The organism is Affinirhizobium straminoryzae (assembly GCF_007004135.1).
GTDB classification, from domain to species: domain Bacteria; phylum Pseudomonadota; class Alphaproteobacteria; order Rhizobiales; family Rhizobiaceae; genus Neorhizobium; species Neorhizobium straminoryzae.
In genome coordinates, this window is record NZ_VJMG01000016.1 from 97,150 (window position 1) to 116,506 (window position 19,357).

The 19,357-nt window shown below is 65.3% G+C and carries 19 protein-coding genes; 6 read left to right on the forward strand and 13 right to left on the reverse strand.

Features of this window, described 5'->3' with window-relative positions:
* The first annotated feature begins 62 nt into the window (after positions 1-62).
* Positions 63-1,787 (forward strand): 2-isopropylmalate synthase, encoded by a 1,725-nt coding sequence (leuA, locus tag FNA46_RS07510; RefSeq protein ID WP_143124510.1) that lies wholly within the window; start codon positions 63-65, stop codon positions 1,785-1,787.
* A gap of 63 nt (positions 1,788-1,850) precedes the next feature.
* Here leuA and FNA46_RS07515 read toward each other — a convergent pair whose 3' ends face one another.
* The 3 genes from FNA46_RS07515 to FNA46_RS07525 form a co-directional block, all read right to left on the reverse strand.
* A complete protein-coding gene (locus tag FNA46_RS07515) occupies positions 1,851-2,687 on the reverse strand; it encodes an anti-sigma factor (RefSeq protein WP_143124512.1) in 837 nt (278 codons plus the stop codon).
* Positions 2,688-2,691: 4 nt separating this feature from the next.
* Complete coding sequence (locus tag FNA46_RS07520) at positions 2,692-3,177, reverse strand: sigma factor-like helix-turn-helix DNA-binding protein (RefSeq protein WP_143124513.1); 486 nt, start codon at positions 3,175-3,177, stop codon at positions 2,692-2,694.
* A gap of 88 nt (positions 3,178-3,265) precedes the next feature.
* Positions 3,266-4,219, reverse strand: coding sequence for a metallophosphoesterase family protein (locus tag FNA46_RS07525; protein ID WP_143124515.1), 954 nt, complete (start codon positions 4,217-4,219; stop codon positions 3,266-3,268).
* A gap of 152 nt (positions 4,220-4,371) precedes the next feature.
* On the opposite strand from FNA46_RS07525, the gene FNA46_RS07530 reads away from it, so the two are divergent.
* Positions 4,372-4,800: an NUDIX domain-containing protein gene (locus FNA46_RS07530; protein ID WP_244617942.1), complete on the forward strand. Its 429-nt coding sequence runs from the start codon at positions 4,372-4,374 to the stop codon at positions 4,798-4,800.
* A gap of 9 nt (positions 4,801-4,809) precedes the next feature.
* Here the strand turns inward: FNA46_RS07530 and FNA46_RS07535 are convergent, their stop codons facing one another.
* Positions 4,810-5,805, reverse strand: a complete 996-nt coding sequence (locus FNA46_RS07535; protein WP_143124518.1) for a glutathione S-transferase family protein — start codon at positions 5,803-5,805, stop codon at positions 4,810-4,812.
* 258 nt (positions 5,806-6,063) lie between these two features.
* Between FNA46_RS07535 and FNA46_RS07540 the strand changes: the two genes are divergently transcribed.
* The gene (locus FNA46_RS07540) at positions 6,064-6,597 is read left to right on the forward strand and encodes a GNAT family N-acetyltransferase (protein WP_143124520.1); all 534 of its coding nucleotides are present in this window, start codon (positions 6,064-6,066) and stop codon (positions 6,595-6,597) included.
* A 10-nt stretch (positions 6,598-6,607) separates the two neighbouring features.
* On the opposite strand, the gene FNA46_RS07545 is transcribed toward FNA46_RS07540, so the two are convergent.
* From FNA46_RS07545 to FNA46_RS07570, 6 genes are all read right to left on the reverse strand, one after another.
* Positions 6,608-7,330, reverse strand: coding sequence for a class I SAM-dependent methyltransferase (locus FNA46_RS07545; RefSeq protein ID WP_143124521.1), 723 nt, complete (start codon positions 7,328-7,330; stop codon positions 6,608-6,610).
* Positions 7,320-7,766: a GNAT family N-acetyltransferase gene (locus FNA46_RS07550; RefSeq protein ID WP_143124523.1), complete on the reverse strand. Its 447-nt coding sequence runs from the start codon at positions 7,764-7,766 to the stop codon at positions 7,320-7,322. Before FNA46_RS07550 ends, FNA46_RS07545 begins: the two co-directional genes overlap by 11 nt.
* A 66-nt stretch (positions 7,767-7,832) precedes the next feature.
* The gene (locus FNA46_RS07555; protein ID WP_143124524.1) at positions 7,833-9,899 is read right to left on the reverse strand and encodes a hypothetical protein; all 2,067 of its coding nucleotides are present in this window, start codon (positions 9,897-9,899) and stop codon (positions 7,833-7,835) included.
* A gap of 12 nt (positions 9,900-9,911) precedes the next feature.
* Complete coding sequence (locus tag FNA46_RS07560; protein ID WP_143124525.1) at positions 9,912-12,758, reverse strand: DUF4159 domain-containing protein; 2,847 nt, start codon at positions 12,756-12,758, stop codon at positions 9,912-9,914.
* Positions 12,758-13,672 carry a DUF58 domain-containing protein gene (locus FNA46_RS07565; RefSeq protein ID WP_143124527.1) on the reverse strand — a complete coding sequence of 305 codons (915 nt, stop codon included), beginning with the start codon at positions 13,670-13,672 and terminating at the stop codon, positions 12,758-12,760. Before FNA46_RS07565 ends, FNA46_RS07560 begins: the two co-directional genes overlap by 1 nt.
* A gap of 43 nt (positions 13,673-13,715) precedes the next feature.
* Complete coding sequence (locus tag FNA46_RS07570) at positions 13,716-14,729, reverse strand: AAA family ATPase (RefSeq protein WP_143124529.1); 1,014 nt, start codon at positions 14,727-14,729, stop codon at positions 13,716-13,718.
* A gap of 169 nt (positions 14,730-14,898) precedes the next feature.
* Between FNA46_RS07570 and FNA46_RS07575 the strand changes: the two genes are divergently transcribed.
* From FNA46_RS07575 to FNA46_RS07585, 3 genes are read left to right on the forward strand one after another with little or no spacing between them, the layout of a single operon-like run.
* On the forward strand, positions 14,899-15,522 hold the full coding sequence (locus FNA46_RS07575; protein WP_143124531.1) for a DUF1285 domain-containing protein: 624 nt from the start codon (positions 14,899-14,901) through the stop codon (positions 15,520-15,522).
* Positions 15,519-16,166, forward strand: a complete 648-nt coding sequence (locus FNA46_RS07580) for a CoA pyrophosphatase (RefSeq protein ID WP_143124533.1) — start codon at positions 15,519-15,521, stop codon at positions 16,164-16,166. The genes FNA46_RS07575 and FNA46_RS07580 overlap by 4 nt, the downstream gene beginning before the upstream one ends.
* The gene (locus FNA46_RS07585) at positions 16,163-17,428 is read left to right on the forward strand and encodes a CCA tRNA nucleotidyltransferase (protein WP_143124535.1); all 1,266 of its coding nucleotides are present in this window, start codon (positions 16,163-16,165) and stop codon (positions 17,426-17,428) included. Before FNA46_RS07580 ends, FNA46_RS07585 begins: the two co-directional genes overlap by 4 nt.
* A 107-nt stretch (positions 17,429-17,535) precedes the next feature.
* Here FNA46_RS07585 and FNA46_RS07590 read toward each other — a convergent pair whose 3' ends face one another.
* From FNA46_RS07590 to hemF, 3 genes are all read right to left on the reverse strand, one after another.
* Positions 17,536-17,730 carry a DUF1059 domain-containing protein gene (locus tag FNA46_RS07590; protein ID WP_143124537.1) on the reverse strand — a complete coding sequence of 65 codons (195 nt, stop codon included), beginning with the start codon at positions 17,728-17,730 and terminating at the stop codon, positions 17,536-17,538.
* 245 nt (positions 17,731-17,975) lie between these two features.
* Positions 17,976-18,245 carry a hypothetical protein gene (locus tag FNA46_RS07595; RefSeq protein WP_143124539.1) on the reverse strand — a complete coding sequence of 90 codons (270 nt, stop codon included), beginning with the start codon at positions 18,243-18,245 and terminating at the stop codon, positions 17,976-17,978.
* A gap of 183 nt (positions 18,246-18,428) precedes the next feature.
* Positions 18,429-19,343: an oxygen-dependent coproporphyrinogen oxidase gene (gene hemF, locus FNA46_RS07600; RefSeq protein ID WP_143124540.1), complete on the reverse strand. Its 915-nt coding sequence runs from the start codon at positions 19,341-19,343 to the stop codon at positions 18,429-18,431.
* Positions 19,344-19,357: the final 14 nt, after the last annotated feature.

Below are 19,357 nucleotides of genomic sequence, written 5' to 3' on the forward strand. Positions count from 1 at the left end.
TCATGGCGCTGTAACAGCCTTGGGCCACAAGCGCCGACGCTGGACGCGAAGGAGAAGAGACCATGGATGCCAAGATTTCCGCTGCCGAAGACACCGCTTCCGGCAAGAAGGGCATGCCCGATGCCGCCCGCAAGTACCGGGCCTATCCCACCATCAACATTCCGGATCGCACCTGGCCGTCCAAGGTGATCGACAAGGCGCCGATCTGGTGCTCGGTCGATCTGCGCGACGGCAACCAGTCGCTGGTCAACCCGATGGGGCATGACCGCAAGGCGCGCATGTTCAAGCTGCTGCTCGACATGGGCTTCAAGGAAATCGAGATCGGCTTTCCATCCGCCTCGCAGACCGATTTCGATTTTGCCCGCTGGTGCGTGGAAGAGGGGGGCGTGCCGGAGGATGTTTCCCTGCAGGTGCTGGTGCAGTGCCGGCCGGAGCTGATCACCCGCACGTTTGAATCGCTGGAAGGCGCGCACAAGCCGATCATCCATTTCTACAACTCCACGTCAGAACTGCAGCGCCGCGTGGTGTTTGCCAAGGATGTGCCGGGCATCAAGCAGATCGCCGTCGATGCGGCCAAGATGATCATGGACATGTCGCAAAAGGCTGGTGGCGGCTATCGCTTCGAATATTCGCCGGAAAGCTTTACCGGCACGGAACTCGAGGTGGCGCTGGAGATCTGCAATGCCGTGATTGCCGAAGTGAAGCCGACGGCCGAGAACAAGCTGATCCTCAACCTGCCGTCGACCGTGGAAATGGCGACGCCGAACATCTATGCCGACCAGATCGAATGGATGTGCCGCAACATCGACAACCGCGAGAACGTCATCATCTCGCTGCATCCGCACAATGACCGCGGCACCGGCATCGCCGCCACCGAACTCGGCCTGATGGCTGGTGCGGATCGCGTGGAAGGCACGCTGTTCGGCAATGGCGAGCGCACCGGCAATGTCGATGTGGTGACGCTGGCGCTCAACATGTTCACGCAAGGCGTCGATCCCGAACTGGACTGCACGGACATCGAGCGCATCAAGGCCGTCTACGAATATTCCAACGAGATGACCATTCCGGAGCGCCATCCGTATGTCGGCGAACTGGTCTACACGGCCTTTTCCGGCTCGCACCAGGATGCCATCAACAAGGGCATGAAGGCGATCAAGTCGGCGAACTCGCCGCTGTGGGAAGTGCCGTATCTGCCGATCGATCCGCAGGACGTGGGGCGCACCTACGAGGCGATCATCCGCATCAACTCGCAGTCCGGCAAGGGCGGCATCGCCTATATTCTGCAGCAGGATTACGGCATCAACCTGCCGCGGAACCTGCAGGTGGAATTCCGCGAGGACATCCAGCGCATTACCGATGAGGAAGGCAAGGAACTGCCCTCGAAGCGCATCTACGAGCGCTTCATCGAGCGCTACGTCGAGCAGCCGGAAGGCCGCATCAAGTTCGTCGATCACCACACCTATCCGGCCGGCATCGACCAGAAGGGCATCCGTATCGTCGCCGCCGAAATCACCGATAACGGCGAGACGAAGCGCATCGAAGGCAAGGGCACCGGACCGATCGACGGCTTCATCAATGCGCTGTCGATCTATCTCGGCGTCGATCTCTCCGTTGCCGACTATTCGGAGCATTCGCTGCAGCACGGTTCCAATGCCGCGGCCATTGCCTATGTCGAGGTCGAGCATGCCGGTGGAAAGCTGTTCGGCGCCGGCATCAACAAGAACATCGTGACGGCCTCGCTGGAGGCGATCGTCTCCGCCGCGAACCGGGTGCTGGCCGGCAAGTGAGACGGATGACGGGGCGGCCTTCGGGTCGCCCTTTTCGTTTGGGCAAACGAGGTGTGTTTCGCGTCAGATGATGCCGGCGACCGTGCGCGCAAGCGTATCGAGCGTGGCCTCGGAGGAGGGCCCGGTCAGGACGTAATTGGCCTGAAGACCCTGCCAGGTGATCAGGCCGATGTCGTCGCGGATGATCTGGCGCATCTGCGCGTCCGGTGCCTGTGGCGCAATGAGCTTGGTGAACGCGATCGCGATCACCTCGCCCTCGGTGTTGCGATAGAGAAGCTGGCCCACCGGCCGGCCGCCGGCAGAAAACAGCCGCGCGCCCATGAACTCCAGATTCTGTGCGGAAAGATCCGGAATCCGGAAGGAAACCCCGGTCGTTGCCATCAGCCATTCGACGATATGGGCCGATTCGTTGGCGGGGATTTCCACCAGATGGCGTGACTGGCGGGAATAGAGCCGGTAGTAGGAGGCAACATCGTCCAGCCAGGCCTTCGTCGGGTCGCCCGCCATGTCCGCGTAGGTCGTCATGTTCGGTCGCTCGGCGGCCATGTAGCCTGCGCCTGCGCCGAGGCCGAACATCAGCAGCGAGGTGACCATGGCGACACCGAAACTCGGCTGCGGCCGCCAGGAGGCGCGCGCCGGTTCGGGAAGGCTGATCGCGCGCCGTGGCGGGGCGGCAGTCTTGATCGAGCGCACGAGATCCAGCGAAACCGGCGCCTTCAGCATGGCATCGAAGGCATCGCGGCCGAGGCGGTCGGCACTCTCAAGGGTATCGCGCAGTGTACGGGCGTTGACATCTGCGATGAGAAGCGCCTCCACCTCCTGCCGCTCGGCTTCATTGAGTTCCTCGTCGATGAAGGCCGAAAGGCGCATGTCGAGGGGCGCGTTGCGCAGGCTGTCCATCGGCTTACGCTCTCCGTTCGCTGGTCTGGCTGTCCTCGGCGCCCAGTTCGCGCCGGGCCAGCAGCATGCGCACGGCAACGGCGTCGGGCGTGATGCCCATGATGCTTGCGGCTTGCGCATAGCTCAGACCTTCGACGCTGCACAGCAGGAACACCGGTGCGCTGCTGCGCGAGAGCGCATCGAGCACCGGCTTTCCGAGCGACATCCGCCCCGGTTCGGCGCGGCGGCCATTGTCGTCGCGCTCCGCCTGGTTCTTGCGCCGGCGTGTCTCTTCCGTCCACAGCACACGCATCAGGGTAAAGGCCCAGGGCAGCAGTTCCTGGCCGGGTTTCGGCTGGGCTGCCTTTTCGACAGCTGCCTCGCAGGTTCGCACCACCAGAGGATCGACACTGTTGGCATCGCGCACCAGCACGGCCGCAAAGCGGCGAAGCTGGGGCAGAAGCCCCACGAGGTCGCGTCGGATATCGGTCTGCGCAGGCATTTCGTTCATGAGAACAGTGCAACGTCCCTGGTGGTGATTCTGGGTGCGAATCAATCAGATCCGCAATGAGATCAGGTGGGGCTTTCGTCAGGCTGGCTCAGAATTGTGCCGCAATTGAGGGACGTTGCGCAAGTCCCGCTTCGGTGCCGTAAAATAGTTGCCGCTGTTCGAGCGCAATGGCATCGGCATCGGGGGTGAGGCCGTAGCGCTCGCACATCAGGTTCCAGGCGCCGGGTTCTCCCGATAGGGAAAAGAGGTTGTAGGCGGCGGGCGGCTTGTGGCCGCCCGGGCCCTGCGAGGCAGAGGCGATGCCTACCACCGGCACGTCGCCATGATGCGTCTTCAACGGATAGACCGTGTTGAGATGCGTGTGGCCGTGCAGCACGAGTTCGGCGCCGCCGAGCGAGAGGGCTGCGGCAAAGCGGCGGATGCCGATCATGCGCTTGTGCGAGGGGGCGGCGCCCCGGATCGGCGGATGGTGGATCATCACCACGCGAAACAGGCCTTCTTCTCCGGCGCGGCGCAGCAGGTTTGCCGTTTCGCGCGCCTGGCGGGCGCTGAAATAGCCGCCGGCCGAAAAGGGCGGCGTGGCATTGGAGGTGGAGCAGCCGATGATGGCAACCGGCCCGCGACGCCGATAGGTCGGGAAGACGTGTTCCTCGTCCGGCCAGTCGTCCGGGCTCTCGTCGCCGGCAATGAAGGGATACCACTGACGTACCGAGCGATCATGCGCGCCCGGCACATAGGCATCATGGTTGCCGGGCACCAGCGTCGTCTCGCGGGGATCGCCGACGCTTTCCAGCCACTCGCCGGCCAGCCGGATTTCAATGGACGTCGCAAGATTGACGAGATCGCCGGTGATCATCAGGTGGTCGGGCTGGCGCTGGCGCATGTCGCTCAGCAGAAGATCCAGCGTGTTGACCAGAAGATGCTTGCGGCGGTTGCGATGCCAGTTCACAAAGCCGGTAATGCGCTTCGAAGCCAGTTCGCGCAGCGTGAGGCGGGGAAGCGGCCCCAGATGGATGTCGGAAATATGCGCAAACGTGAACATGTCTGGAGACATAGAGCCAACACGGCCCGTGGGCAAGGCGCATTGCCGGAGTGGGACCGATGAGCGGCGAAAACCGGCCCGCAAGCCCTGCCGGTCGTGAGAGGGGCATTCCGGAAATTGCCGGTTTTCCCACCCGCGCCGTCGTCTTCCTCATGCACAAGGTGTTTGCCGTCACCCGCGGCATGACGCTTGGCGTGCGGGCGGCCTGCTTTGACGAAGAGGGCCGCATCTTCCTCGTTCGCCATTCCTATGTGCCCGGCTGGTACATGCCGGGCGGCGGCGTGGAGCGCGGCGAGACCGTGCAGGCGGCGCTTGCCAAGGAACTGCGGGAGGAGGGCAATCTGGAAATCATCGGCGAGCCGGAACTTTTTCACGTCTACCGCAACCTCAATGCCAGCCCCCGCGATCATGTGGTTTTCTACCGCGCCACCGTGCGCCAGACGGCGCCCCGCCTGCCGGATCGGGAGATTGTCGAGAGCGGCTTCTTTGCGCTCGATGCCCTTCCGGAGGCGGTGACGACCGCAACACTGAGGCGACTGGCGGAACTGTCCGGCGAAGCGGAGAAGCCCGCCAACTGGTGAGCGTGACGATCACGTGGTCGTGCCGAGCCGCTCGCGGCCATGCGGTGTGGTGAAATCGAGTTCGGGACCCAGCGGCACGACGCCGGTCGGATTGATGGTCTTGTGGCTGCGGTAGTAATGCTCCTTGATGTGACGCAGGTTCACAGTCTCCGCCACGCCCGCCACCTGATAAAGCTCGCGCAGATAAGCCGAGAGGTTCGGAAAGTCGGCGATGCGGCGGATGTTGCACTTGAAGTGGCCGACATAGACCGCATCGAAGCGCACCAGCGTGGTGAACAACCGCCAGTCCGCCTCCGTCAGCCGGTCGCCGACGAGATAACGCTGCCGGCCGAGGCGCGCTTCCAGCTCGTCCAGGGTCGCAAACAGCCGTGTGACGCTGTCGGAATAGGCTGCCTGCGTGGTGGCAAAGCCTGCCTTGTAGACGCCATTGTTGACGGTATCGTAGACATGCGCGTTGATCCGGTCGATCTCATCGATCAGCGCCGGCGGACAGAAATCATCCGTCGAGCCGGTCAGGCCGTTAAACGCGGTATTGAACATGCGGATGATGTCGGCCGATTCATTGGAGACGATGGTGTTCTCCCGCCTGTCCCACAGCACCGGCACGGTGACCCGGCCGCTGTAGTGCGGATCGGCCTTTACATAGATCTGCCAGAGCGTCGACGCGTCGAACAGATGGTCCGGCGTCGCATCGCGGTCGTCGTCAGGACGGAATTCCCAGCCGTTTTCCACCATCAGCGGATGAACGATCGACACACTGATCAGGTCCTCCAGCTTCTTCAGCGTGCGGAAGATCAGCGTACGATGCGCCCAGGGACAGGCAAGCGACACATAGAGATGATAGCGCCCGGCCTCCGCCTTGAAGCCGGCGCGCCCGCTCGGACCCGCCGCGCCATCGGCCGTCACCCAGTTGCGGAACTGCGATTCGGATCGCTTGAAATGCCCGCCCGTCGATGTCGTGTCGTACCAGACGTCCTGCCAGACGCCATCCACCAGCCTGCCCATGGCCTATCCTTCCCTGTCTTTTCTCTTGTCGACAATCTGGCATTCCGGATGCGGAATTTCGACCCCTCCTGCGGTAGACAGTGTGTTTTCGATGGACGGAATGGGGTTTTGTTGCTACTCGCTTGCGCCAATTGGGAAACAGCAAGACATGATCGAAACCCGGACGCTTCGACGACGCTGATCGAGCCTGACACGGTGCCTTGCCATGGGCGCCGCGCCGAACCGTTGTTCTGTCCGCCTTTCCGGTGTCTTCTCCTCATGCCCAGCCATGACCTCGTCTACCTGACCGAAGATGCGTCTCACGACGCGATCATCGACATCATCAATGCCGAAGCCTTCGGCCCCGGTCGGTTTGTCAAATCCTCCGCCCGTATCCGTGAGCAGGGGCCGCATGACCGGTCGCTGTCGTTCATCTGCGCCGACAGCGGCGAAACCATCGCTTCCGTGCGCATGACCCCCGTGCGGGCCGGCGATGTGGACGGTCATCTGCTCGGACCGCTTGCCGTTCGCCCCAGCCACAAGAACCGCGGTATCGGCCGTGAACTGGTGCGGATCGCCATCGAGGCGGCGCGCCGCAAGGGCTCCGAGGCCGTCATCCTGGTCGGCGACCCGCCCTATTACATGCCGCTCGGCTTCGAGAAGGTGGCCTATGGCGCTCTGACCTTCCCCGGCCCGGTCGATCCCGGTCGCGTGCTGGTGGTGCCGCTTACAGACGGCGTGCATGCGCGGCTGAAGGGCTCAATTGCCTGGCAGGACTGGCAGCCGCAGGCTCTGGCGGCGGCCGCCGAATAAGACGCGGGTTTCAAGCCTTCGTCCACTCCATCACATGCGCATAAGGCACGCGGTTATAGGCAGCCCGCGCTTCTGTCGGGCCGCCGATGGCCGGTGGTTCGTCGAAGCGCGTCAGTCTGAGGCCGGCCGCGAGAAGCAGCGTCATGTAGCGGCTCAGCGGCCGGTGGTGGTTGAGAATGCGGATGCCCCGCCAGGCCTGCCAGTCGGAATGCTCCTGCAGATAGCGATCGACCTTGACGAAGCGCTTGGCACCGGAATCGTCCTTCACCCAGGCGGTGCCGCCCGAGGCCGTGATGAACGGGTTGAGATTGGCGATCAGCAGCGTGCCTCCGGGTGCCGTCACGCGGGCCATTTCCGCAATGGCGCGTTCGATGTCGGGAATGTCGATCAGCGTCAGGTAGCTGACGGTGAGATCGAAGCGGTGATCCTCGAAGGGCAGGTTTTCTGCTGATGCCAGCCGATAATCGCCTGCGGGGTCCTTGGCGCGGGCAGTGGCAAGCAACGGTTCGGTGGGGTCGATGCCGGTCACGGCGACAATGCCGTGGCGTGCCTTCAGCCGTCTGCAGAAGCGGCCTTCGCCGCAGCCGACATCGAGCGCCGAGGCGAAGGAGCGGCCGGCAAGCCAGGCGTCGATGACGGGGTCCAGCACGAATTGCCGCGTGAAGTCGCCGTTCTCGCCCTGTGCGATGACCCAGGCCGATGCGGACATGTCCCAGCCGTTCTCATCGGTCATCGCCGTCTCCTTCCTTCGCAAAGCGTTTGCTGAGCCAGGTGATCGACATGCCGCCCGCCAGCGGCCCGTGTTCGCCGATCACCGTATAGCCGCATGCGAGATAGCTCCGCCGCGCCTTCGGGTTCATGGTGTCGAGATAGGCGCCGATGCAGCCGCGGCGGCGCGCTTCCTCTTCCGCAAGCGTCAGCAGGCGTGGGCCGAGCCCCTCGCCACGCGCGTTTTCGGGAATGAACAGCAGCCGCACATAGAGCCAGCCGCGCGCCGTATAGCCGATCAGTCCACCCTCGACCTTGCCGTCCGCATCGCGCAGCAGAATGGAGAGATCGCGCTTGCCGCTCTGGCCGAAGGTTTCGAGGTTGTAGGCGACAAGCGGCGCCTCGACAGCCTTCTCCTCCTCCGGCGAAATGCTGTCGGTGACGGTCAGTTCGTAACCCATGCCTGTCTCCTCTGTCTTGCCCCGGGGCTCTATCAGATGGGGCAGGCCGTGGCGAGGAGGAGGGGGTCAGCGCCCCTCGCGCCACCACATGGCGGAAATGGCGGCGAGCAGGGCGGCAAGACCCGCAAAGCCGGCAAACAGCGGCGTCGTGTCGATGCCCTTCAACACCGTCTCGTCGGTCATGCGGATGACCATGCGGCTCTGGTCGCTGATGCGCACCTCGCCGCGCACCGGCAGAAGGTCCGGCAGGCGGATGCCGCTGCCGCTTTCGACGCGGGCGACGAGGCCGCGCGTCCTGGCCGCATAGGGAGCAAGGGTGGCGGTGGTCGAAATCATCGCCTTGAATTCCGGCGCATCCACCGCGCCGATATGCACCAGCGTCGAGAACTGCCCGTTGCGCACCTCGAACAGGCCGGTTTCGTCCATCCGCTGCTCGATGCGGTAGAGACCGGGGCCGGCAGCGGTAAACGGCACCTGGGCGGTGCGGCCGGAGGGATAGCGGATGGTGGCCGGGCCCGGATCGTTGCCGATCGTCTGGCGGGTCGCCTCCAGCGTGCGGCCGACGGCGCGCGCCGTCAGTGCCTCTTCCTCCAGTTCCGGCTCCTTCATCAGCCAGTGGGCGATGCGGCGATAGAGCGCCACATGCGGGCCGCCACCTTCGAAGCCGCGGGCCCAGAGCCAGCCCTGGTCGGACAGGAACATGGCGACGCGGCCCTGGCCCTGCCGGTTGAGGATCAGCAACGGGCGTCCGCCATCGCCCTGCATCACGGTTTCGCCGCGCGCGGGGCCGACATCGATGGTGCGGAACCAGCGGCCCCAGGCCGGCGGCTCGCTTCCCGAACCGTCGAGGCCACGGGTCACGGGGTGTTTCTTGCCAAGCTCGGACAGGCGCGGGAAGAAGCCCGCCTGATGAATGTCGCCGGTCGGCGCTGCCGGCAGTACGGTCGCCAGCGGCGTCGAGGCAATGGAATCGGGGCCTGCATGTTCCGGGCCGGCGGCAATCAGCAAGGCACCGCCATTTTCCACATATTGCGCGATATAGTCGTAATAGAGGATCGGCAGCACGCCGCGATGCTGGTAGCGGTCGAAGATGATCAGGTCGAAATCGTTGATCTTCTCGACGAAGAGTTCGCGGGTGGGAAACGCGATCAGCGACAATTCATTGATCGGCGTGCCGTCCTGCTTTTCCGGCGGGCGCAGAATGGTGAAGTGGACGAGATCCACGGAGGCATCGGATTTCAACAGGTTGCGCCAGGCGCGCTCGCCGGCATGCGGCTCGCCGGACACCAGCAGAACCCGCAGGTTCTGGCGGATGCCGTCGATCACATGGACGGCGCGGTTGTTGGCGGTCGTCACCTCGCCCGGCAGCTCCGCTACCGAGAATTCCATGATGTTGTTGCCACCGCGCGGCACGGTGAAGCGGAAGGGTGTCGGGGCGCCAGGTGTCGCCTGCAGATTGGCAATCACCTCGCCGTTCATGCGCACCGTCACGGTTGCCGTGCCGCCCTGGGCGCGGCCGTCGTCGAAGACGCGCAGCGTCATGTCCTGCTCTTCGCCGACGATGCCGAAACGCGGCGCGCGCACCACTTCGACACGGCGGTCGAACTCGCCGGCATGGCCGGTTATCAGGCCGTGGATCGGCGCGTTGAAGCCCAGTTCCTGATTGATGCCGGGCAGATCGTGGATCTGACCGTCGGTGATGAAGATGGCCGCACCGATCCGGCTCGGCGGGACGTCGGAAATCGCCGAGGTCAGCGCTGAAAACAGGCGGGTGGAGGGCGTGTCGGAGCTGGCATCGTCGCGCACCTCGACAATGCGCGGTTCAAGTCGCGGGAAACGGGCCAGCCGGTCGCGCAGTTGCGCGAGTGCCGCATCGGTCTGGGCGCGCCGCTCGGCCGTGTCCTGGCTCTGCGAGCGGTCCACGACCACCGGCACGATGGTGGAGAGCGGCGCACGCTCTTCCTGCAGCAGCGTCGGGTTGGCGAGCGCCAGCAAAAGCGCGGCAAGGGCAAGCGCTCTGAGCAGCGCGCCGCGCAGCCCGCGCCACAGCGAGAAGACCACGAGACAGGCAGCAAGCAGGCCAAGCAGGGCCAGCACTTGCCAGGGCAGGAAGGGGGCGAACTGAATCTCCATCGGTCCTGCCTCCTACTGTCCGAGCCGTTCGAGAAGGGCCGGCACATGCACCTGGTCGGCCTTGTAGTTGCCGGTCAGCATGTACATCATGATGTTGACCCCGGCCCGGTAGGCATATTCGCGCTGCATCTCGTCCGGCGGAACGGTGGGCAGAACCGGTGCGCCATTGGCATCGATTGCCCAGGCGCCGGCGAAATCGTTGCCCGTGATCAGGATCGGCGTCACGCCGTCACCCGTAGACGAAAGATTGCTGCCGGAATTGCGCGAATCCTGCCGCGCCTCCACCCACAAAGGGCTTCCGGTGTAACGGCCGGGGAAGCTGGAGAGCAGGTAGAAGGTGCGGGTCAGCACATGGTTTTCCGGCGTCGGCTCGAGCGGCGGAATGTCGATATTGGCAAGAATTTCCTGCAGGCGCCGGCTGTTGGCGCTGGTGCCGCCGCCGGCGTCGAGCGCGGTAAACTGGTCGCGCGTATCGAACAGCACCGTGCCGCCATTGCGCATGTAGGCGTCGATGCGGGAAATCGCCGCCTGGGTCGGCATCGGCGCGCTGGCCGAAATCGGCCAGTAGATGATCGGGTAGAAGGAAAGCTCGTCCTTCGAAATGTCGAGGCCCACAGGGGCGCCGGGTTCCAGCGTCGTGCGATAGGTCAGAAACTGGCTGAGCCCTTCCAGCCCCTGTTCCGACAGCCTGTCCACATCCGCCTCGCCCGTCACGACATAGGCGAGATGGGTGGTGTCCAGCCGCTCCAGCGCCTGTTCGTCGCCGGGGCGGGCGTCCTGGCCCGGCGCCTGGGCGCGGCTTTCGCCGGGCGCAAGCGCAAAGGGCAAAAGCGCGATCATCAGCAGCGCCGCCGTCGCGCGGCCCGCACGCGGCAGACGCGAAAACGCGCCGTTCATGGCGAGCACGATCAGGCTGTCGAGCAGCAGCAGCAGGAAGGCGATCGTGAAGAGGGCAGGGCGCAGCGACCAGGCCTCGCGGCCGATCAGGCCTGCGCGCGTCACAGTGAGGTTTCCGGCAGCAGAAAGATCCACCGGGTTCAGCTCCGTGCCCGCCGGCAAGAGGTTCAGCGCCGTAAAGCCGTCCTCGCTGCCATAGAGGCCGGGCGGATGGTCGGGGCTGGCGCCCGGGGTCCGGCCGGCGGCAAGCGTCAGGGGTTTTGCCGTGCCGGTCTCGGTGGTCAGCGCGCCATCAGCCGTCAGAAGGCGGAAGGGCGGCAGAACCGTCTCAGCCGGGGCCGCACCGGCGACGGCGGCAGCGCCACCGGTTGCCGTCACCGCGCCGCCTGCCCGTGCCATCTGCACGAGACGGCGCAGCATCTCGACGAAGGTGCCTGATATCGGCAGGTTCGACCAGGTTGCTTCCGCGCTGACGTGGAAGAGGACGATGCGGCCGTTGTTGACCTGCCGTGTGGTGACGAGCGGCGTGCCATCGCCAAGGCTTGCCCAGGTCCGTTCCGCGAGATCGGGTGTCGGCTCGGCGAGCACCTGACGGTTCACGCGCACATCCTCGGCGCGCGGCATGCCGGCGAAGGGGCCGAAATTCGGGAAGTCGGCAAGTGGTTGCGGCTCGGCCCAGGAGAGCGCGCCGCCGAGCGTGCGTTCGCCGCGGCGCAGGATGACCGGCACCAGCGGATCATCGGCCGGGGCCGCCGCAAGGCGCGGGCCGGCAAAGCGGATCAGCGTGCCGCCGCGTGCGATCCATTGCTGCAACGGCTCATAGGTTTCCGCCGGAAGGCGGCCGATATCGGCCATGATGATGGCCGAGGGGTTCTGCTGCAGGATGTCCGGCAGGGAGGTGGAGAGGTCGGCACCACGCGGCTCGATCAGGTCGGCATAGGGCTGCAGCGCGCGGCTGATGTAATAGAGCGGCAGCAGCAGCGGCTGCATGTCATTGCCGCCGTCGCCCGCCAGCAATGCCACGCGCCGGCGCTTGAAGCCGTCATCCAGAAGATGCGCTGCCCCGGCCGTCGCCTTGCCGTCGATGGCGAGGCGGGCAAAATCGTTGCGCAGTTCGAAAGGCGCGGAAATATCGGCTCGCGCGGTCGCAGCCCCGGCGGCGAAGGTGAGATCGGCAGAGGCGAGCGAACGGCCCTGCTGGTCCAGCGCATTGACCTTCAGCGTTTCCGGATGCTCGCGGCTGAGGCGCGCGGCCGTCACCGTCATCGACGCGGCGGTGTTTACCGCGTCCGTCAGCGCCACCGCGCCATCGCCGTCGCCCTGGATCAGGTTGAGCTGCTGCGGCAAAAGGCCGGCAAGTCTGGTCATCATGGCTCCGTCGTCCGGCGTCGAGACACCGTCCGACAGAAATGCGACCGTACCGGGGCGCGTGCCGTTCAGCGCCGCGGCTACGGCGTCCACGGCGAGGGCCCGCTGGGGAACGAGCGGCTTCGGCCGCGCCGCGCGCAGTTTTTCGCGCGCACTGGAAGCGCTGCCGGGCACGGCATCGTGGGTGGCATCCGCCGTGAAGACGATCGAGACCGGCAGATCGGCCTGTTCGGCATCGCCGATCAGCTGGTCGGCCGTCTCCACCCTCCGTCCCCAGTCGGGCGCGGCCGACCAGCTGTTGTCGACGATCAGCACCAGCGGCCCGCCACCGGAAATCGCCGCGCTGCGCGGGTTCATCACAGGGCCGGCGATGGCGAGAATGACGGCCGCCGCTAAGGCCATGCGCAGCAGCGTCAGCCACCACGGGCTTTTCGAAGGCGTTTCCTGCCGCTTCAGAACCGTGGCCAGAATGGCGAGCGGCGGAAACACCTCTGCCTTCGGGCGCGGCGGGGTGAGCCGCAGCAGCCACCAGATGGCCGGAAGCGCGATCAGTCCGAACAGGATGGCGGGATTTGCGAAGGCAAGCAGACCCATCAGCGCGCCCCCGACAGCTGCGGCGGATTGCCGGAGAGATGGCCGTGCAGCGCGGCAAGTGCCTCCGAAGCAAGATGATCGGTGCGATGGAAGACGAAGCTCCAGCCCATGCGCCGGAGCGACTGGCCAAGGTGATCGCGCCGCGCCAGATAGGCGCGCTGGTAATCCTCGCGCAGCGTCTCGGCACGGCCGGAGACCAGCTTTTCGCCGGTTTCGGGATCGGTGAATTCGGTACGGCCGCTATAGGGGAACGTCTCTTCGGCCGGATCGGCGATCTCCACCACATGGCCGCGCAGGTTGCGGCGGGCAAGCGGCGCGATGCGCGCCATGATCCGGTCGGCATCGTCGAGAAAATCGCCGATCAGCACGATGTCGCTGGCGCCGCGGATCATCTGCGTATCCGGCAGGCCTTCCGGCGGTGGCGAGAGCATGATGGCGCTGGCCAGCCGTTCGGCGGCATTGCGGGCCGCGACCGGTTCCATGATGCCGGGGCAGCCGATGCGCTCGCCCGAGCGCGCCAGGATTTCCGCCAGCGCCAGCATCAGCACCAGCGCGCGGCTTTCCTTCGACACGGTGCCGAGGGTGGATTTGTACATCATGGAGGGCGACATGTCGGCCCACAGCCAGACGGTATGCGCCGCCTCCCATTCGCGGTCGCGCACATAGGTATGGTCGTCGCGGGCCGAGCGGCGCCAGTCGATGCGTGACAGGCTCTCGCCCTCGCTATAGGGGCGGAACTGCCAGAAGTTTTCGCCGATACCGCGCTTGCGGCGCCCGTGCCAGCCGGCAATCACCGTGTTGGCGATGCGGCGTGCCTCCACCATGCAATCGGGCACGAGAATGGCACGCTGCCTTGCGCGTGCCAGAACTTCGCTGCCGGGGGTCTGCGGAACGATCTGGCCGATGGATGCCACGCGATCACTCTTGCTCCTGTTGCCTTACGTCAGGACGCGCCGGTCAGCCGCGTGCCTGCTTCACCAGACCGGCGATCACGTCGCGGACGGTCATGCCTTCCGCGCGGGCCGAGAAGGTCAGCGCCATGCGGTGCTGCAGCACCGGCTCGGCCAGCGAATGCACGTCGTCGAGCGAAGGCGCGAGCCGTCCCTCGTAGAGCGCGCGCGCTCGGGCGCACAGCATCAGCGCCTGTCCGGCGCGCGGGCCGGGGCCCCAGGCCACATGCCGGTCGGTCATCGTGTTGCCCTGGCCGGGGCGGGCGGAGCGCACCAGCGCGAGGATCGCATCCACCACCGTGTCGCTGACCGGCATCTGGCGGATCAGCGCCTGGATGTCCTGCAGACGCGCCGCATCGATGACGCCGCTTGCCTTCGCCTCGGAGAGGCCGGTGGTTTCGAGCAGGATGCGCCGCTCGGCCTCGAGTTCGGGATAGAGCACGTCGACCTGCAACAGGAAGCGGTCCAGCTGCGCTTCCGGCAGCGGATAGGTGCCTTCCTGCTCCAGCGGGTTCTGGGTCGCCAGCACATGGAAGGGGGCCGGCAGGTCATAGCGTTGGCCGGCCACCGTGATGTGATATTCCTGCATGGATTGCAGCAGCGCCGACTGGGTGCGCGGCGAGGCACGGTTGATTTCGTCGGCCATCAGAAGCTGGGCGAAGACAGGCCCCTTGACGAAACGGAACGACCGGCGGCCGGTCTCGTCCTGGTCCATCACCTCGGTGCCGAGAATGTCCGACGGCATCAGGTCCGGCGTGAACTGGATGCGGCTCGCATCAAGGCCGAGCACGGTGCCGAGCGTCGAGACGAGCTTGGTCTTTGCCAGACCCGGCACGCCGACCAGAAGCGCATGACCGCCGGACAGCACGGCGATCAGCGTGTTTTCCACCACATGTTCCTGGCCGAAAATCACCTTGGAGACTTCGGCGCGGATGCCGGCGATATCGGCGAGCGCCCGTTCGGCGGCGGCGACAATCGCCTTTTCGTCAAGCGCTGCGTCGGTGGAAGTCATCAGGCCCATGCTGGTCTCCATCAGGCTCTCATGCCCGAAAGCGCCGGGCCGGGGAATCATCGTGGTTGCACGATCTGTCCATACTAACCAACTTATTCGCGCGGTGGCGGCTGACAAGCACGTTATGAATGACTATCTCGTGAGACAGGACGCATAAACCGGAAGCGTGACTTAAATTATGGCAGGCGAGACTTTTCATGCGGCCGGCGATGCCGCGGGCCTTGCGGCAATGATTGCCCGCGCGGCCGAGCAGACTGGTGGCCGAGCGAGGGGCCTGCCCCCGGTCGAGCGCTGGAATCCGCCCTTCTGCGGCGATCTGGACATGGAAATCCGCGCTGACGGCACCTGGTTCTACCTCGGCACGCCGATTGGTCGCCCGGCGCTGGTGCGCCTGTTTTCCACTGTTTTGCGCAAGGACGAGGACGGTCGCACCTATCTCGTCACGCCTGTGGAAAAAGTCGGCATCCGCGTCGAGGACGCGCCGTTCCTTGCCGTGGAGATGACGGTCGCGGAGCGGGAGGGGGAGCCGGTTCTCACCTTCCGCACCAATGTCGGCGATGTGGTCGAGGCGGGAGCGGACAACCCCTTGCGCTTCGTGACGGAAGGGGAGGAGGGGCAGCTCAAACCCTATCTCCTGGTGCGCGGACGGCTGGAGGCGCTTGTCTCGCGCGCCGTGATGTATGATCTGGTGGCTCTGGGCGAGAATGTTTCGGTCGAGGGGCGTGCCATGTTTGCGGTGCGCTCGGGCGGTGCGATCTTTCCCGTGATGCCCGCCGACGAACTGGACCGCCTCTCGCAATGACCGACCTTCTTCTCAATCCGGCCTTCTATTCCGCCGATGAATTTCGCCGTCGCGCCGGCCACCAGAACGGCGACCCCATCGAGATCGCCTCGGCCGACCATGGTGATCATCGGTTGAATCCCGGCATTCTCACCCATGTGCAGGGGTTGAGGTTGAAGGATGCGGCGGTGCTGGTGCCGGTGGTCGATGATGCCGATGGCGCCAAGGTGATCCTCACCCAGCGCACCGCGTCGCTGCGCAAGCATTCCGGCCAGATCGCCTTTCCGGGCGGCGGCGTCGATCCCGAGGATGGCAGCGTCGAAATGGCGGCGCTGCGCGAGGCGGAGGAGGAGATCGGGCTTGCGCGCCGCTTCGTCGAGCCGGTCGGCCGCCTGCCGGATTATTTTGCCGCAACCGGTTTCCGGATCACGCCGGTGCTGTCCGTCGTGCAGCGGGGTTTTGAACTGAAGCCTAATCCGGGCGAGGTGGCGGAGGTCTTCGAAGTGCCGCTCGCCTTTCTGATGGATCCCGCCAACCACGAGACCGGCAGTCGCGAATGGAACGGCACGGTGCGCCATTTCTACCGCATGCCCTATGGCGACTGGAACATCTGGGGCATCACGGCGGGCATTCTGCGCACGCTTTACGAAAGGTTGTATGCATGACGAGCCTTGCCGGCCAGAACTGGCTGACCGATCCGGTGACGCAACGGGTGTTTGCGCTCCTCAATGCCGAGGGCGGTGAAGGCCGCATCGTGGGCGGTGCAGTACGCAACGCGCTGATGGGCCATCCGATCAGCGATCTCGATTTCGCCACCACCAACCTGCCGCAGGTGGTGATCGCGCGCGCGAAGACCGCCGGCATCAAGGCGGTGCCGACCGGCATCGACCATGGCACGGTGACGCTGGTGGTGGAGGGCCGTCCCTTCGAGGTGACGACGCTGCGCCGCGACGTGGAGACAGACGGCCGCCGGGCGACGGTTGCCTTCGGGACCGATTGGCAGGTGGATGCCGACCGGCGGGATTTCACCATCAATGCGCTTTACGTGACGGCGGATGGAACGGTGATCGATCTGGTCGACGGTCTCCCCGACATCGAAAGCCGCAGCCTTCGCTTCATCGGCAATGCCGAAGCCCGCATTGCCGAGGATTATCTGCGCGTGCTGCGCTTCTTCCGTTTCTTTGCCTGGTATGGCAGCGGCCGGCCGGATGCCGAGGGGCTGAAGGCCGCGGCCCGCGCCAGGGACAGGCTCGCCACCCTGTCGGCCGAGCGCATCTGGGCGGAAATGAAGAAGCTTCTCTCGGCTCCCGATCCGTCGCGCGCGCTGTTGTGGATGCGCACTTCCGGCGTGCTGGGCGCCGTTCTGCCGGAAAGCGAGAAATGGGGCATCGATGCCGTCCACGGCCTTGTCGCAACCGAGCAGGGGCTGGGCTGGACGCCCGATCCGCTGCTCAGGCTGGCCGCGATCGTGCCGCCGGATGTGGAACGTCTCGCGATGCTGGCCCGTCGCTGGCGTCTGTCGAATGCCGAAGCGGAACAGCTGGCGCAATGGGCACGCGTGCCGGAACCTTCCGCCGACCTCGCTCATACCGCACTTGACCGCATGCTCTACCGGGATGGAAAGAGCGGCATGATGATGCGGCTGCGCCTGTCGCTGGCGAGCGCGCGCCGTGCCGCCGAGGGAAGTCCCGAGGCCATGGCCAAGGCCGCCAGACTTTCGGCGCTGCTGGCCCGCGCGGAAGCTTTCGCCAGGCCCGTCTTTCCGCTGACCGGCGGCGACGTGATGGCGCTTGGAATATCCGCCGGACCGCGCGTCGGCCAGCTGTTGCACGATCTGGAAGCCTTCTGGCTTGAGCGGAATTTTGCGCCGGACAAGGCAGCGCTGACGGCCCGGCTCAAGGATCTCGCAGACAAACCGGCAGACTGACACGAGCGCCGTCTGCCGCCGCGTTTGCGCTGTCTCGGAACTGCATGACATGGGGTGCCCTGCAGTTTCAAGGTTTGATGCCTCTATGCTTTATACGGCTGAACGGCTCATGCCGTCTGACCGGCCGTGTGGTCGTCGCGGATGCGCGCCTTGATGTTATCGATCATGGTCTCGCGGATCACGGTTTCCCCGTGGACCGTGCGCATGTGGTCCACAGTCCGGCGCACCACTTCGGCATCCTCGCCGGCGCGCGTGTGCCAGTCACAACCGGGCACCAGCGTGCCGCACTCGAACAGTCTCATGGCATCCTCCATTCAAGGTTTGCGCCGGAAATGCGGTTCTTGCCGCATCCGGCCTGCCGTTTGAACGAAGTGGAAGGCCATGCCGTTCCATCTCTGCCATGCGAATGGCGATCCTCCTGTTCGCCATTCGCGCCCAGCCTCTCGCCGCAGACGAAAACAACATAACTGCCCTCGGGTCAGGAGCCGAAGGGTGTTCTACGGCAGCGGATGGCAGCTGCGGTAACGCCGCAGAAGAGCGCGGACTCCTATTCGGAAAGCGCCCAGGCGTGGAAGACCGACGGATGCGCTTCGCCCGCCCGCTTCTTCCACGATGCGGAATCGGGTGCGGCAGCCGCTACAGTCTGCTTGCGACCGGCCAGCTGGCCACGCACCTGCGCCACATAGAACGAATGCGGCAGGTCCGTGTCGCTGCGGGCACGAAGCTCCGCTGCCATGCGGTCGATCATTTCGGCTGTGTCGAGATTGCGGGCGTCTTCGGCCTTCTGGGGTACTGCTACGCTCTTTGATATGATCATGACGATCCTCCTCCGATGCAGTCCTGCCATATCTGGCATCAGCAGCATGAAGCCACGCGCGTATTTGTCAATTCCTGAATGTATCCTAAACGCAGCTGTGATGTGTTTTGCCGCAGGCACAACCGAAGGGAGGCCCCGTTTGCCCCGCTCCGCCTCGAAATGGTGGCGTCCGCCAGCGCCGGCTCAGGGCCAGCGCACCATCGGCGGCAGGGAGGACAGAATCGATTCCACATTACCGCCCGTCTTCAGCCCGAAGATGGTGCCGCGGTCGTACAGAAGATTGAACTCCACATAGCGTCCGCGGCGCACCAGCTGTTCCTCGCGGTCAGCCTCGCTCCAGGGCGTGTTGAAATTGGCGCGCACCAGTTTCGGATAGATCGCGCGGAAGGCCCGGCCGACATCCTGCACGAAGGCGAAGTTCGCCTCCCAGCCGCCCTTGTCCGCCTGCGGGTAGAGCCAGTCGAAGAAGATGCCGCCGATACCGCGCGCCTCGTTGCGGTGCTTCAGGAAGAAATACTCGTCGCACCAGGCCTTGTATCGTGCGTAGTCGGCAACGCCGGCATGGGTCCGGCACGGCTCTTCCATGGCCCCGTGAAAGGCCTGCGTATCCGGATCCTCCTGCGTGCGGCGCCGATCGAGTACGGGTGTCAGGTCCGCCCCGCCGCCGAACCACTGGCTGGAGGTGACCACCATGCGGGTGTTCATGTGCACGGCCGGCACATTGGGATTGACGGGGTGGGCGATCAGCGAAATGCCGGAGGCCCAGAAGCGCGGATCGTCGGAAGCACCCGGCATCTGCTTGCGGAATTCCTCGGAAAACTCGCCATGCACGGTCGAGGTGTGGACGCCGACCTTTTCGAACACGCGTCCGCTCATCATCGACATGCGTCCGCCGCCGCCGTGTCCCTCCTCGCGCAGCCAGTCCTTCGGCTGGAAGCGTCCGGGCGTGCGATCCGACAGGGGGCCGGTCAGTTCGTCCTCGAGCGCCTCGAAATCGGAACAGATGCCGTCGCGCAGCGCCTCGAACCACTGGCGGGCCTTGTCCTTCTTCTCCTCGATGCCATCCGGCAGGCCGGCGGGGATCTGCGGTCTTTCCATGGCGTTGGTGCCTC